The organism is Roseibium sp. LAB1, from assembly GCF_054658235.1.
Genome location: NZ_BAAGIB010000004.1, coordinates 122,723 through 136,050 on the forward strand (window position 1 = coordinate 122,723; position 13,328 = coordinate 136,050).

The window sequence follows — 13,328 nt, forward strand, 5'->3', positions numbered from 1 at the left end:
GACATAGGGGGCTGACATTTCATGGATTCCGGGGATCAAGCATTGGTACAAGGCGGCGAAGCAGCCGAAGCGGGAATCCGCGATGCCGTGACCGATGCAGGTGTTCTGGATGTCATGGCAAACAATCTCGGACTGGTCGCGGCATTTGTCGCGATCATGTATGTGACGGCCGGCATCTGCGCCGTTCGCGAGGTCATGAATTCGCGCACATCCCAGGGTTCGGTTGCATGGCTCCTGTCCCTGTTTTTCCTGCCCTACCTCACGGTACCGCTCTACTTCGTGTTTGGCTGGCGATCCTTCTCCGACTACGCCAAGATTCAGGCAACCCTGGGCCGAGCGGAACGAGCAAGGCGTGCTGACGAACTCGGACTGACCGATCACGTCGAAACCCGGGACTGGCCAGTTCTATCCCGCGTCGCCGGCGTGCCCTTCATGGCCGGCAACAAGGCAAACCTCCTGATTGATGGCGACGCCACCTTTAGCGCTATCAAGAACGAGATCGCATCGGCGCGAAACGTCATCTTCTTCCAGTTCTTCGCCGTACACGACGATGAGCTGGGGCGCGAAATGGCTGACGCCCTGATTGCGCGTGCCAAGGACGGCATCACGGTCTATTTCCTTTACGACGACGTCGGCAGCCATTCCCTGTCGAAAGACTTTCTGGCTCGTTTGAAAACCGCCGGTGTCAAGGTCTGCGGGTTCAATGAAAATCACAAGTTCCTGCGACTTCTCGGGCCCATGCGCCTCAACTACCGCAATCACCGAAAACTGGTCGTCGTCGACTATCGGGTGACCTTTGTTGGCGGACACAATGTTGCGGACCAATATGTCGGCCGGGACAACTGGTTTGGTCACTGGCGCGATACCCACGTCCGTGTCGAGGGGCCGGCCGCCGTTGCCTGCGCACTCTCCTTTGTTGAGGACTGGCTCTGGGCGAGCGGCGAGCGTATCGACCTTCCACAGGTTGGCGAGATCCCGATGCCCGGAGACGAAGCCGTGCTGGTGATGCCGACAGGCCCTGCCGACAAGCTAGAGGAATGTGCGCTGGCCTTTCTCGAAACAGCGGCGCGGGCGCGCAAACGGCTCTGGATCACGACACCTTATCTGGTGCCTTCGCTCGACATCCAGACGGCGCTGTGTTCAGCAGCAATGCGCGGTGTGGACGTGCGGGTCCTGATGCCGGAGAAACGTGACCACTGGACAGTCTGGCTGGCGAGCCACGCCTATGAAGACACCCTGGTGCAGCGCGGTGTGAAGGTTTACCGCTATATCGACGGCTTTCTGCACCAGAAAGTCACGCTTATGGACGACGAACTCGTTTCCATCGGTACAGTGAATTTCGACAACAGGTCTTTCCAGATCAATTTTGAGCTGACCCTTTGGTTCACCCATCCACGCATGATCGGAAACGTCGAACGGATGCTGGAGACCGACTTTCAGAACTCCCGCCTGACCTGGCCGGACGCGTTCCAGTCGCGCAGCTACGTTTTCCGCGTGCTGGCCCAGGGCGCCCGACTTCTGTCACCTATTCTTTGAACAGTTGTCGGGACGTATTGACTCCATAACCGCGCGGCCATGCAGAGCGACTTATGCAGTTTGAAGGCAACTCCAACACCTGTTTTCGGAAAACGATGACAAAGCACGCACCGTCCGGGCTGGTGCCGTCGAGGTGAATGATCTAAACCTCTTTCAGACCAACTTCTCCGGCATCTGCAAACCATGGCTTACATTCCTGACTACACGACCCTGCTCGCCTTCACGGCGGCAGCGCTGGTACTCACGGTTACACCCGGACCAGACATGACGCTGTTCATGAGCAAGACGCTGACACAAGGCCGCCGCGCAGGGCTTGCAGCGGTGTTCGGGGCCACTTGCGGGTTGATCGTACACACCATACTTGCCGCCATCGGTGTTTCGGCACTTCTTTCAGCCTCGGCGGTCGCATTTACGGTGCTCAAGACCGTCGGTGCGGCCTATCTGATATGGCTCGCCGTGCAAGCTGTCAGGAATGGTTCAAGCCTCGCGCTGGAAGCAGCTTCCGTGAAGAAGCAACCTATTCACCGGGTGTGGTTGCAGGCGCTCGGGATCAATATCCTCAATCCCAAGATTGTCTTGTTTTTTGTAACCTTCCTGCCGCAATTCGTGAGTGCGGCCGACCCGAATGCGACTGGCAAACTCATGTTCCTCGGGTTCTATTTCGTCGCGCTTGGCATGCCAATCTGCGCCGCAATGGTGCTTGGTGCCAGTGCTTTTGCACGCTTCCTGAAATCCTCGCCAAAATTCATGCGTACCTTCGACTGGGCCTTTGCCGGGATCATGGGAACTTTCGCCTTGAAGCTTCTGGTGGCCAAGGCCAACAACTGAACGGCATACAAAGGATCTGACCGGCGATCGGCCTTTCAGGACAGATACCGCTCAAGTGAACGCACGACAATTGATCTAGCGAGCCAGCAATTCTCTGAGACCTGAGGGCGTGACTTGCGCCATCTTGCGAAAGTCCCTGCTCATATGGTGGCGGTCCGAATAGGATGCCTGATAGGCGATTTCGTCGAGACAACAATTGCCAGACGCCAACAGGCGCGTCGCCTTGCGAAGCCGAACGAAACGCGCCAGGCGGGCATAGCCGAGGCCCGCCTCCGTGAGCCGGCGGGAAAGACTTCTTGCAGAAAGTCCGAGCTCGGTCGCTGTTGACGACAGCCCCGGGTGTTCTCCTTCGGTCCTTTCCAGGCTGTCGACAACCCGCCCCAGGAGACGGTTCAGTCCCGACCCGGTCTGCCGGTTCACAAGATGAGCAAAAGACAGGCTACGCGCAGGAGCCGCCAATCCGATCTCGCTTTCGAGCCCGGGGACCTTTTCCGAAAGAACAATCAAGATATCGCTGTCGAAGTCTATGCCGTCTCCCAGATAGGTGCCGAACCGATAGACGGGTCGCGAAACTCCGCCACGGGTGACAGACCAAATGCCGTGAATGTGCACCCCCGCACTTTCAAGTGTCCCGGTGGCCACCCCGGCAAGCATTGCAGGTCCGAAGGGTTTCTGGTTGGCAGGACGAACCATGTAGGGAGACAGGACCAGTGAATTACGCTGATCGGCAGCAATAAAACCCTGCCTCGGGTTGCTGTCCTGAAAACGGATGGAAGACTGCAAGGCCAGGACACCTGACCATCTGTGCACGAGACCAGATACGGTCGGTGCACTGGTCAGGAGATGACTGATCACGTCGAAGCCGGCGGGCCGCCCTAGAGCGCGGGCCAATCCAAAAACCGCTCCGCATCCTCGTGCCTCATAAAGCATACCGATGTGAGAAAGCGGGTCTCCGATATCGGTGCCTTGCGCTGCTGCCCCTGCAAAGATTTCAGGAAATTGGGCTTCTGCCTGCCTTGCGAAATGTTTCAGCCACCAGTTCCAGTAAGCCGAATAGGCTTCACCGAGCGGTTCGTTGACACTCGCATCTCCCACTTTTCTCGTCGGGTCGGCGGAAATTTTGGCGTCGATATTCACAGGCCTTCTTTCGACCGTGTTGCAGGATGCAGGGTGCCCTGGAACGAAACCAAGGGTTTAGCGCAAATGCAAGCATCGAAATCGAGGGGAACATGCGCAAATTGAAAAATGGGCTGCGGCTTCTGGCTGTGATGTCACTGACGGTACTGGCTGCCAGCACTTACGTACGCGCCGATCCGGCGAACCTGACGGCGGCCGAGATCAGCGACATGATGTCGGGCAATTCCATCCATGGTTTCTTTCCGGACGGTGTGACGGAGTACAAGCAGAACAATCACTCCGATGGCATCGCCGTTGTCGTGGTCAAGGGCGACAAGATCCGGAACATTCCCTGGGAAGCTGTCGAAATCGAAGGGACAGGGCATTACTGCGAAGACTGGAGCGGCGATGGCTGGGGCAAACTCTGCTTCACCGTAACACGCGAAGACCTCGCCAAACCTGTCTTCACAAATGCGAAGGGCAAGGCCAACAGCCAGAACTGGTCGGAAGGGTTTGTCGACCTGAATTTCGCAGACTGATTTCCAATCCAGATCAACGCTACGCCCGCGGTCCGACCGGATCGCGGGCGTTCGTATTTCAAGCCCTCGCTTCCTCCAAATAGACCTTGCACCCGAGACTGATCGTTGCTCAATTCAACGCTATTCGTTTCAGGGAGTTCCAGATGACCGAACCTTTGTTCCGCGACGACGCCTATCTCAGAACATGTCAAGCCGAAGTGACCGGTGTGAACGAGCGTGGCGGCATCGTTCTGGACAGAACCGTGTTTTATGCAACCGGCGGGGGACAGCCCGGCGATAGCGGCATGCTGGAACTGGAAGACGGCACAAAGCTCAGCATTGCCACAGCGGTCTACGATGACGACAAGAAAACCATCGTGCATGTTCCGTCAGAAGGACAAAGCCTGCCAGCTGCGGGCATCGGCGTAACAGCCCATATCGACTGGGCCAGGCGTTATCGCCTGATGCGCATGCATACGGCCTTGCATCTTCTTTCCGTAGCCCTTCCCTATCCCGTTACCGGTGGCCAGATCGGGGATCCGGAAGGACGACTCGATTTCGATATGGGTGAAGAAACCATCGACCGGGAAGCTCTTCTGAAGCAGCTAAACGCGCTTGCTGCAGGTGACCACGAAGTGACCACCGAGTGGATCACCGACGAAGAACTCGATGCCAACCCGGGCCTGGTAAAGACCATGTTAGTCAAGCCACCACGCGGGTCTGGTCGTGTCAGACTGGTCCGGATCGGTGGTGATGTAGACTTGCAGCCTTGTGGCGGTACCCATGTGACCAGAACCTCCGAAATCGGTCTGCTTGATCTTGGCAAGATCGAAAAGAAGGGCAAGCAGAACAGGCGCGTTCGAATTCGCCTAACGGACTGATGAACTGGAGACGTCAGCATGAAACTATCCGGAAGCTGCCGATGCGGTACAGTATCCTTCGAAGTGGACAGCAGGACGCCCTACCCTTACATGCGCTGTTATTGCTCCATCTGCAGGAAGACAGGTGGCAGTGGCGGCTATGCGATCAATCTTTTGGGGGATGCCGGCAGCCTCAAGGTGAAGGGAGCGGAAGCAAAGGCCGTCTACAATGCGGTCATTGATGGTGAAACCAGTCCTGCGGAACGTCATTTCTGCAAGGCCTGCGGTTCGCATCTGTGGGTTTGGGATCCGCGCTGGCCGGAGCTTGTGCATCCACATGCCGGAGCAGTCGATAGCCCCTTGCCAACACCGCCGGAGATTGTCCATATCATGCTGGCGTTCAAGCCTGACTGGATCGAAGTGCCGAACGGTCCCGGACATGTTCACTTTCAGAACTATCCGGACCTTTCCATCGAGGACTGGCACAAGTCCAAAGGCTTGCTGGAGACCTAAGGAGCCCTTATGACCGACCATCCTCTCGTATCGACCCAATGGCTGGACGATCATCTCTCCTCACCAGATCTGATTGTCATCAATGCCTGGATGCCACCGGTCACTCATCCGGATGCTCCGCCAGTCTATCCAAACGCCCACATTCCCGGTGCTGTCTTTTTCGACGTCAACGAGGTCTGCGACAAATCCACCGATCTGCCTCACATGCTGCCTGCACCACATGTGTTTTCCTCAACCATGCGGAAGATGGGTATCGGCGATGGCCAGACGCTCGTTGTCTACGACGATTTCGGTTTCTATTCCGCGCCACGCGTCTGGTGGACACTGCGCAGCATGGGGGCGGAACGGGTTTATGTTCTTGATGGCGGTTTCCCCAAGTGGCGCGCCGAAGGCCGGGCATTCAACGACGACACGCCCCGGCGGGTACAAAGCCACTTCTCCTCGCGCTTGAACCATGGCGCCGTTGCCGATCTAGCCCAGATCCGCTCTACCATCGCAAACGGATCCCGCCAGATTCTGGACGCCCGGTCTGGCGAACGCTTTGCCGGAGAGGCACCAGAGCCACGCGCCGGCCTCAAGTCCGGACACATGCCGACGGCACTCAACCTGCCGTTCACCCAGCTGATTGCCGAAGACGGCACGTTTTTGCCGAAGGAAGACCTCGCAAAGGCATTCCAGGACGCCGGCGTCAATCTGGATAAGCCCGTGACCACGACGTGTGGCTCAGGTGTGACGGCGGCAATCCTGACGCTTGGACTTACCGTGCTCGGCGTCCGGGATCTCGCACTTTACGACGGTTCCTGGGCGGAATGGGGAAGCCGGGACGACACGGATGTCGTCACCGGTCCTGCCTGAGACCTGACCACCTTGAGTTAGGTACCGGTCTTCAGGGTTTCGAAGAAGTCCCGGATTTCATCTGAGATCGAATTGGTGCTCGACGACATTCGGCTGGAGGCAGCCAGCAGACTGTCTGCGGCCTGATCGGTTGCCGTGATCGCCTGCTCCACGCCGCCGATATTCTCGTCGAGTGTCTGGGTTCCGGAAGCAACCGTCTGGATACTGTGCGAGATTTCCTGCGTTGCAGCCCCCTGCTCCTCGACGGCGGCGGCAATCGACGAGGTCATCTCGTCCAGCTGCTTGACCACTTCGGAGATTGACTGGATGGACGCTACCGCATTGTCCGTCGAACTCTGGATCTCGGTAACCTGCTGGCTGATTTCTTCCGTTGCCTTCGCTGTCTGCTCGGCCAGCGTTTTCACTTCACTGGCAACCACTGCAAAGCCCTTTCCGGCATCACCAGCGCGGGCTGCTTCTATCGTTGCATTCAACGCGAGCAAGTTCGTCTGCTCGGCAATTGCCTGAATGAGACCGATCACATCGCCAATTTTCTGGGCCGCACCAGCAAGGCTCGCCACCTGCAGGCTTGATTGTTCAGTCCCACCAGCCGCCTGGCTTGCAATGCGGGAGGCGCCGGATATCTGCTTGGAAATCTCCTGGATCGAACTGGAGAGCTCTTCCGTGGCAGAGGCAACCGTCTGCACACTTACGCTGGAGTCCTTCGAGACATGACCGGCGTTTTCAACCTGCCTTCTTGCCGTTTGAGAAACGCTCGTCAAATGCTCGGCTTCACCGGCGACACTCCGTGCCCCCGCTTCGACATCGGCTAGTGGTTGCTTGACGCTGTTCTGGAACTTTTCGATAGCCTTGTTCAACCGTTCCGTCTGCGCTGCGCGCTCCAGAAGAAGTTCTTCTTCGTAGGTTGATATGGCAAGGTCCATGTCAAGGAAGACGGCCGCCGTGACATCGTTCAACAAGACAGCAAGGTTTTTAAAAGACCGTCTGTATTTACGGGTCAAATGGGCATGCAGATGGCGCAGGACATAAAGATACCCGGCAATGTACCAACGCGGTTCCAGCCCGATGCGGCAATGCACATGACCGATCTGGTTGATGCTCTGCTGGTAGCTCTGGTCGAAGCCCGACGTGAACAGCTTCTTCCAATGGCCCTTTTGAGCTGAAACAAGTCGGGGCTGATGCGAGCCGACAAGTGCAGCCAGATTTGGCTGGGTGTTGATGTGAACGTAAAAACCCGCCAGCACATCGTCCAACACGGGCTCGATTACCGGCCAGAGCTTTCTGAGATTTTCGATTGTGGAATGATCAATTTGGGCGAATTTCAAACGGGATTGGAAGTCGTATTCCGGATCGCTCATGGCAGGTCACCTTGATAAAAACTGACCCTACGTGACCTGACAATTCTAAATAAACCATAAATTGTATTTTTACGTACGACATAGTGACAATGGCGCGTTGAGCCACAACGAAAACGAAATAGGAATAATTACCAATCCCCCCGGTTTTTGGCCGTTTTTTAGGCAATAAAAACGCGACACCCGATTCTTACCGATGGGAGCGGCGAACACAACCTGAAAACGCAGACAGCGATACTTTGGTCGTATTCCGGTTGTCCAAAACAAGGCTCACTCTCCCGGCTGGGGTCTTGCCTTCAACCCATCCGGTTTCTTGCGTGACGGCTCCAGACTGATCAGAAAGTCGGCACGTGTGCCGGCAAGATGATGGCCTGGCCAGATCTCCAGAGCATCGTTCAGTTTCCCTTTCGGGTATCGAGCGAAGATGTCCTTGCGAACGTTCTGCGCAATCCTGCGCTGCCCCATTCCGAACACGTCACACATTGCTCCACGCGAAATAAGATGTGCTTCTGCACCATATCTTCTGGCAGACACATACCCGTTAAGGTGCAGTCCAATGGCATCGGCAATCCGGTGTACCTTTGCCCGGTCATGTCCCTGGCCGACAAGGTGGTGCTGGCAGCGTTCCGCACCATGGACCACGAAACAGCAATCCCGCGGCTCACTGGTCCGGCCTGACGCCAAGCCTACGTCATGCAATATGGCTGCACAGAAGAGGATTTCCTTGTCTACAGTGAGCTTACGATAGCCACCCAACACGAGACCAAAGTAATAGGTGCGCCAACTGTGCCGCATCAGGTCCAAATTCTGGACTTCGTCGGCAAAGTCCAACGCATCCCGGACCAATGCGGTCTCCGGTGGCTGCAGTCCTTCAAGGTCTGCGCCGAAGGTGTTGATCAGGCCCAGTTTTCCTCTGAAAGCATCCAGCGCTTCAAGCATCCCCATACGGCCAAGATTTGTAAGCACCTTCAGCTTTTCAGTTCTTGTCAGTCGCCCATTGCTGAACTGACCAGGCCTTCGTCCCCAAGCCACCGTCCCCATGTCTACAGTGTTTTCCGGCATCTCCCAAAACGTCTCCATTGATTGCTCCATTTTTATGTACCGTATCGCATAAAAATAGACATGTCGATATTTATGTGCGAATAGGTATAAAATGAAAGCCGAAAGCAAACGCGGCCGTCCGCGCAAATTCGACGAAGACGTCACGCTGGACCGCATCATGTTGGTGTTCTGGCAGCACGGCTATGCCGCTACCAGTCTCGACCAGATAGCAGAAGCAACCGGCCTGAACAGACCCAGCCTCTACGCCGCATTCGGCAGCAAGAAAGACATGTATCTGAAGGTGATTTCACGGTTCGCGGACCAGATGCAGGCCCACCTGAAGGCGGCAGGACAGACAAAAACAGGGCTGAAACCCCGGCTCAAGGCCATCATGACAGCTGCTATCGATCTTTATTGCGGCAGGTCGACATTTAGCGATGCGGCCTATGGTTGCCTGGCCATCTCCACACTGACGACTGAAGCTGCTGATGATCTTGACTTCAGATCAATGCTGGCGCATGTCGTTGAGCGAATGGATCGAGGGTTCGCCAGTCTGATTTACGCGGAAATGAAAGCCTCAGTTCCGGAAGCGAGCGTCCAGTTCGCCGCCCAGCATCTGTCTTTGATGCTGCACGGTCTTTCAGTTCGCGCCCGGGCTGGTGAATCTCGCGATATCCTGGTGGAACTGGCAGAGACTGCGGTCGACCGACTTGTACCGGACCCGGCATCAGAGCCCGTTGTGTAGCTCCAGAGACCATTCAAGCGTCAGAGGCAGCGGCGTCCATATGCCGGTCTTGAGCCCTGCCCGCCTCAGCATGTCGGCCGTCCAGGTGTTGCAGCCCCTGAACGCATTGAAACCACCAACTGCCGGAAAGAAAATGTCGTGCGCGTCGTAAGCCACCCCGGGGATTGCTGCCGGTGGCACCGCGCCATCTGACAGGAAACTGGCCTTGATATCGGCAACCAGTTCATCAAATTCCTGTCCGCTGAGGACAACGTTCCGGACGCTATCCTGATCAAGTTGAATATCGCCGGTTCGACGGACATGCATGACCGATGCATCCCATGTCAAAGCGTCCATCACAGGACCAGGCTTCAGGTCACCCCATGTTGGCGTCTCGATATAGAAAGACCGTCCTCCCCACCCGAAAGCAATCCAGAAAACGCCCGGATAATCGAGTTTCAGCCCCCCATCGGATATGAACCCGAATGCCTCAAGTACGTCCGGATCAGCGGGAAGTGCGATATCCGTGTGAATGGGATTACTGAGTATCAGTATGTTTCGCTCACCGGATGGTGCCGACACCGCATCTTCAAACGGCTTGGAAACGAACAAAGGCCTCGGAACAATTGTTCCGAGGCCTAATGCTACAAGAGCGGTGAAGAAAACCACACAAATTCCAGCCAGGAACCTGCGCAGAATTTTCGCCATCAGCAGTATATTTCCGATCAGTGATGCAGGATCTGGCTCAGGAAGAGTTTGGTGCGCTCATGCTGCGGATTGGTGAAGAACTCTTCCGGCTCGTTCTGCTCGACGATCTGACCCGCATCCATGAAGATGACGCGGTTTGCGACCTTACGAGCAAAGCCCATCTCGTGAGTGACGCACAACATCGTCATGCCTTCTTCGGCAAGCCCGACCATCACGTCCAGAACTTCTTTGATCATTTCCGGATCGAGTGCCGATGTCGGCTCATCGAACAGCATGATTTTCGGGCTCATGCAGAGCGAGCGGGCAATTGCAACGCGCTGCTGCTGACCGCCGGACAACTGTCCCGGATATTTGTTCGCCTGTTCCGGGATCTTGACGCGCTCCAGGTAGTGCATCGCGATGTCTTCGGCTTCCTTCTTGGGCATCTTGCGAACCCAGATCGGCGCCAGTGTGCAATTCTCCAGGATGGTCAAATGCGGAAAAAGGTTGAAGTGCTGGAAGCACATGCCGACTTCCCGACGAATTTCGTCGATCTTTTTGAGATCGTCCGTCAGCTCGATACCATCGACGAGGATCTGCCCGGCCTGGTGTTCTTCCAGACGGTTGATACAGCGGATCATGGTTGACTTACCGGAACCGGACGGCCCGCAGATCACGATGCGCTCGCCGCGCATGACCTTCAGGTTGATGTCGCGCAGCACGTGGAAATCCCCGTACCACTTGTTCATGTTCTTGATTTCGACAGCCACATCCGTATCGGAGATGGTCATTCTGGAACGATCGGCTGCGAGTTCCTCGTCGCGTACAGCGTTTGCAGACATTGTATTTTACTCCAAGAGTGTCCTTTGGCCGGGGCGCTGCGGTTCATCGCGCGCCCCGGAAGCGGCTTGCTAGCGTTTGTGGCCCGTATGCAGCTTGTTCTCCATGAAGATGGAGTAGCGTGACATGCCGAAGCAGAAGGTCCAAAACACCATTGCTGCGAACAGGTAGCCCGTGTGACCGGTGCTTGGCGTCGACCATGTCGGGTCCGTGAAGGACGACTGGATCTGGCCAAGAAGGTCGAACATGCCGACGATCAGAACCAGGGTCGTGTCCTTGAACAGCCCGATGAAGGTGTTGACGATCCCGGGGATCACGAGCTTCAGGGCCTGCGGCAGGATGATGAGATACATCATCGGCCAGAACCGAAGCCCAAGCGCCATGGCACCTTCATATTGCCCCTTCGGAATGGCCTGCAGGCCACCGCGAACCACTTCGGCCATATAGGCCGCAGAGAACAGCGTCACGCCGATCAGCACACGCAGCAGCTTGTCGAAGGTCACACCTTCCGGCAGGAACAACGGCAACATCACCGAGGACATGAACAGAACGGTGATCAACGGAACACCACGCCAGAACTCGATGAAGATGATCGAGACCATCTTGATGATCGGCATTTTCGACCGGCGCCCGAGAGCCAGCGCGATGCCAAGTGGCAGTGAGGCAACAATACCTGTAACCGCAATGACAAGCGTGACAAGCAAGCCGCCCCAGACCGCTGTTTCAACGATCGGCAGGATAACCGCGTCGCCGATGACCAGACCGGTCAGAAGAAAATACGCGACGATCGGAAAAACGACCAGGAACAGGATCGCGTTGATTTTCTTGAACGGAACCCCGGGGATCGCCAACGGAACAAGAAGCACCGCGAACAGGAAATACACGACGTTTACACGCCAGATTTCCTCAGTCGGATACCGGCCATAGATGAACTGCGGGAAGTAAGCTTCCACATACGCCCAGCAGGCTCCGGCATGACCACCATCTTGCGCCAGACAGGCTTCACGGTTCTCCCCGCTCCAGACCGCATCGATTAACGCAAACTGGATCAACGGCGCGATCAGTGAATAGGCGATCAGGATGCCGATTACGGTCAGGACCGTGTTGCCTATGGAAGAGAACAGGTTCTGACGCATCCAGCCGATGACGCCGGTGGTCGAGATCGGCGCCGGCAGACGCGGCGCTTCCTCGGTTCTGATATGAAACAAATCAGTATTAGCCATTGTGTGCGCTCCTTACCGTTCCACGAGCGCCATGCGCTGGTTGTACCAGTTCATGAAGGCCGATGTGATGAGACTGAGCGACAGGTAGACAACCATCCAGATACCGATGATTTCGATTGCCTGACCGGTCTGGTTGAGCACTGTTCCCCCCATCGAGACAAGATCCGGATAGGCGATGGCCACAGCCAGCGAGGAGTTTTTGGTCAGGTTCAGGTACTGACTGGTCAACGGCGGAATGATCACGCGCATTGCCTGCGGGATAACCACCAGTCTCAGGGTCGGTCCGTTCCGCAGTCCAAGGGCATGTGCAGCCTCGGTCTGGCCATGGCTCACAGCCTGAATACCCGCACGTACAATTTCCGCAATGAACGAAGCCGTGTAGATCGACAAGGCCGCAGTGAGAGCCAAAAATTCAGGAATGATGTTCAACCCGACATTCAGCTCGAAGCCCTGACGCAGAATGGGCCCGGTTTCCACAAAGTTCGGATGTTCCAGGCTGATCGGCATGCCCATGACAAAGTAGGTCAGGACGGGAAGCCCGATGATCAACCCAACCCCGGTCAGGAAAGACGGAAATGGCTGTCCGGTTGCTTCCTGACGTTTGCGCGCCCAACGTGCCACAAGATATGCAACCGCGATCCCGATGAGGAAGGCATAACCGATCCATTCAGAACCGGTTCCCATGATAGGTTTGGGAAGCCGAAGCCCACCGATGTTCAGGTGAAACGTGTCGAACAGCGACCATTTTTCACGTTTGCTCGGGATCGATCGCAGAACTGCGAAGTACCAGAAGAAGATCTGCAGCAGCAACGGAATGTTGCGGACCAGCTCAACGTAGCAATACGCCAGGCGGTTGATGACCCAGTTGTTCGACAAACGGGCAATACCGACGATGAAGCCGATCAATGTGGCGAAGAAGATACCGACGCCCGCCACAAGAAGAGTATTCAGGAAGCCGACATAGATTGCCCTTCCGTAACTCGATGTCTCCGAGTAGGAGACCAGGGATTGGTTGGTTCCAAACCCGGCTGTATTTTCAAGAAAGCTCCAACCGGAGGCGATGTTCTGCCTCTCCAGGTTGGCTATCGTGTTCGTAACGATGACATATCCCAAAGTGACAATCGCGACGACCAGCAACAGCTGGTAAAAGATGCCGCGGGCTTTGGGATCGTTCAACAGCGAAGCACGCGCCGGCGCCCCCGCCGAGTCCTGCTCCATTACTGACATAGAAC

General features: G+C 56.3%; 14 protein-coding genes. 7 read left to right on the plus strand and 7 right to left on the minus strand.

What is annotated here, in order from left to right; all coding sequences use genetic code 11:
* Nucleotides 1-21: 21 nt before the first annotated feature.
* Both cls and ACYQ54_RS22045 read left to right on the plus strand, forming a co-directional pair.
* A complete protein-coding gene (gene cls / locus ACYQ54_RS22040) occupies nt 22-1,536 on the plus strand; it encodes a cardiolipin synthase (protein ID WP_460086294.1) in 1,515 nt (504 codons plus the stop codon).
* A gap of 183 nt (nt 1,537-1,719) precedes the next feature.
* On the plus strand, nt 1,720-2,364 hold the full coding sequence (locus tag ACYQ54_RS22045; protein ID WP_460086295.1) for a LysE family translocator: 645 nt from the start codon (nt 1,720-1,722) through the stop codon (nt 2,362-2,364).
* A 75-nt stretch (nt 2,365-2,439) separates the two neighbouring features.
* Here ACYQ54_RS22045 and ACYQ54_RS22050 read toward each other — a convergent pair whose 3' ends face one another.
* Nucleotides 2,440-3,501 carry an AraC family transcriptional regulator gene (locus tag ACYQ54_RS22050; RefSeq protein WP_460086297.1) on the minus strand — a complete coding sequence of 354 codons (1,062 nt, stop codon included), beginning with the start codon at nt 3,499-3,501 and terminating at the stop codon, nt 2,440-2,442.
* 92 nt (nt 3,502-3,593) lie between these two features.
* Between ACYQ54_RS22050 and ACYQ54_RS22055 the strand changes: the two genes are divergently transcribed.
* The 4 genes from ACYQ54_RS22055 (at nt 3,594) to sseA (ending at nt 6,226) form a co-directional block, all read left to right on the plus strand.
* Complete coding sequence (locus tag ACYQ54_RS22055; RefSeq protein WP_460086298.1) at nt 3,594-4,019, plus strand: hypothetical protein; 426 nt, start codon at nt 3,594-3,596, stop codon at nt 4,017-4,019.
* Between the two features lie 143 nt (nt 4,020-4,162).
* Nucleotides 4,163-4,879 carry an alanyl-tRNA editing protein gene (locus ACYQ54_RS22060; RefSeq protein WP_460086300.1) on the plus strand — a complete coding sequence of 239 codons (717 nt, stop codon included), beginning with the start codon at nt 4,163-4,165 and terminating at the stop codon, nt 4,877-4,879.
* Between the two features lie 18 nt (nt 4,880-4,897).
* Nucleotides 4,898-5,371 (plus strand): GFA family protein, encoded by a 474-nt coding sequence (locus ACYQ54_RS22065; protein ID WP_460086302.1) that lies wholly within the window; start codon nt 4,898-4,900, stop codon nt 5,369-5,371.
* 9 nt (nt 5,372-5,380) lie between these two features.
* Nucleotides 5,381-6,226: a 3-mercaptopyruvate sulfurtransferase gene (gene sseA / locus ACYQ54_RS22070; protein ID WP_460086305.1), complete on the plus strand. Its 846-nt coding sequence runs from the start codon at nt 5,381-5,383 to the stop codon at nt 6,224-6,226.
* 17 nt (nt 6,227-6,243) lie between these two features.
* Here the strand turns inward: sseA and ACYQ54_RS22075 are convergent, their stop codons facing one another.
* Together ACYQ54_RS22075 and ACYQ54_RS22080 are read right to left on the minus strand one after the other, a co-directional pair.
* Complete coding sequence (locus ACYQ54_RS22075; RefSeq protein WP_460086307.1) at nt 6,244-7,584, minus strand: methyl-accepting chemotaxis protein; 1,341 nt, start codon at nt 7,582-7,584, stop codon at nt 6,244-6,246.
* 267 nt (nt 7,585-7,851) lie between these two features.
* Nucleotides 7,852-8,751: an HD domain-containing protein gene (locus ACYQ54_RS22080; protein WP_460086308.1), complete on the minus strand. Its 900-nt coding sequence runs from the start codon at nt 8,749-8,751 to the stop codon at nt 7,852-7,854.
* Between ACYQ54_RS22080 and ACYQ54_RS22085 the strand changes: the two genes are divergently transcribed.
* Nucleotides 8,735-9,367, plus strand: coding sequence for a TetR/AcrR family transcriptional regulator (locus tag ACYQ54_RS22085; protein ID WP_460086311.1), 633 nt, complete (start codon nt 8,735-8,737; stop codon nt 9,365-9,367). The two genes, ACYQ54_RS22080 and ACYQ54_RS22085, sit on opposite strands and share 17 nt — an antisense overlap.
* Here ACYQ54_RS22085 and ACYQ54_RS22090 read toward each other — a convergent pair.
* The 4 genes from ACYQ54_RS22090 to ACYQ54_RS22105 all read right to left on the minus strand — a co-directional run bounded on the left by ACYQ54_RS22090 (nt 9,350) and on the right by ACYQ54_RS22105 (nt 13,323).
* Nucleotides 9,350-10,054 carry a TIGR02117 family protein gene (locus ACYQ54_RS22090; protein ID WP_460086313.1) on the minus strand — a complete coding sequence of 235 codons (705 nt, stop codon included), beginning with the start codon at nt 10,052-10,054 and terminating at the stop codon, nt 9,350-9,352. The two genes, ACYQ54_RS22085 and ACYQ54_RS22090, sit on opposite strands and share 18 nt — an antisense overlap.
* Before the next feature lie 17 nt (nt 10,055-10,071).
* The gene (locus ACYQ54_RS22095) at nt 10,072-10,875 is read right to left on the minus strand and encodes an amino acid ABC transporter ATP-binding protein (protein WP_460086316.1); all 804 of its coding nucleotides are present in this window, start codon (nt 10,873-10,875) and stop codon (nt 10,072-10,074) included.
* Between the two features lie 69 nt (nt 10,876-10,944).
* The gene (locus ACYQ54_RS22100; protein WP_460086318.1) at nt 10,945-12,096 is read right to left on the minus strand and encodes an amino acid ABC transporter permease; all 1,152 of its coding nucleotides are present in this window, start codon (nt 12,094-12,096) and stop codon (nt 10,945-10,947) included.
* Nucleotides 12,097-12,108: 12 nt separating this feature from the next.
* Nucleotides 12,109-13,323 carry an amino acid ABC transporter permease gene (locus tag ACYQ54_RS22105; protein WP_460086320.1) on the minus strand — a complete coding sequence of 405 codons (1,215 nt, stop codon included), beginning with the start codon at nt 13,321-13,323 and terminating at the stop codon, nt 12,109-12,111.
* Nucleotides 13,324-13,328: the final 5 nt, after the last annotated feature.

Bases quoted from the DNA above. Each gene is read 5' to 3' on its own strand.
- cls (WP_460086294.1), top strand. From the start codon at position 22: ATGGATTCCGGGGATCAAGCATTGGTACAAGGCGGCGAAGCAGCCGAA.
- ACYQ54_RS22045 (WP_460086295.1), top strand. From the start codon at position 1,720: ATGGCTTACATTCCTGACTACACGACCCTGCTCGCCTTCACGGCGGCA.
- ACYQ54_RS22055 (WP_460086298.1), top strand. From the start codon at position 3,594: ATGCGCAAATTGAAAAATGGGCTGCGGCTTCTGGCTGTGATGTCACTG.
- ACYQ54_RS22060 (WP_460086300.1), top strand. From the start codon at position 4,163: ATGACCGAACCTTTGTTCCGCGACGACGCCTATCTCAGAACATGTCAA.
- ACYQ54_RS22065 (WP_460086302.1), top strand. From the start codon at position 4,898: ATGAAACTATCCGGAAGCTGCCGATGCGGTACAGTATCCTTCGAAGTG.
- sseA (WP_460086305.1), top strand. From the start codon at position 5,381: ATGACCGACCATCCTCTCGTATCGACCCAATGGCTGGACGATCATCTC.
- ACYQ54_RS22075 (WP_460086307.1), bottom strand. From the start codon at position 7,584: ATGAGCGATCCGGAATACGACTTCCAATCCCGTTTGAAATTCGCCCAA.
- ACYQ54_RS22085 (WP_460086311.1), top strand. From the start codon at position 8,735: ATGAAAGCCGAAAGCAAACGCGGCCGTCCGCGCAAATTCGACGAAGAC.
- ACYQ54_RS22090 (WP_460086313.1), bottom strand. From the start codon at position 10,054: ATGGCGAAAATTCTGCGCAGGTTCCTGGCTGGAATTTGTGTGGTTTTC.
- ACYQ54_RS22095 (WP_460086316.1), bottom strand. From the start codon at position 10,875: ATGTCTGCAAACGCTGTACGCGACGAGGAACTCGCAGCCGATCGTTCC.
- ACYQ54_RS22100 (WP_460086318.1), bottom strand. From the start codon at position 12,096: ATGGCTAATACTGATTTGTTTCATATCAGAACCGAGGAAGCGCCGCGT.
- ACYQ54_RS22105 (WP_460086320.1), bottom strand. From the start codon at position 13,323: ATGTCAGTAATGGAGCAGGACTCGGCGGGGGCGCCGGCGCGTGCTTCG.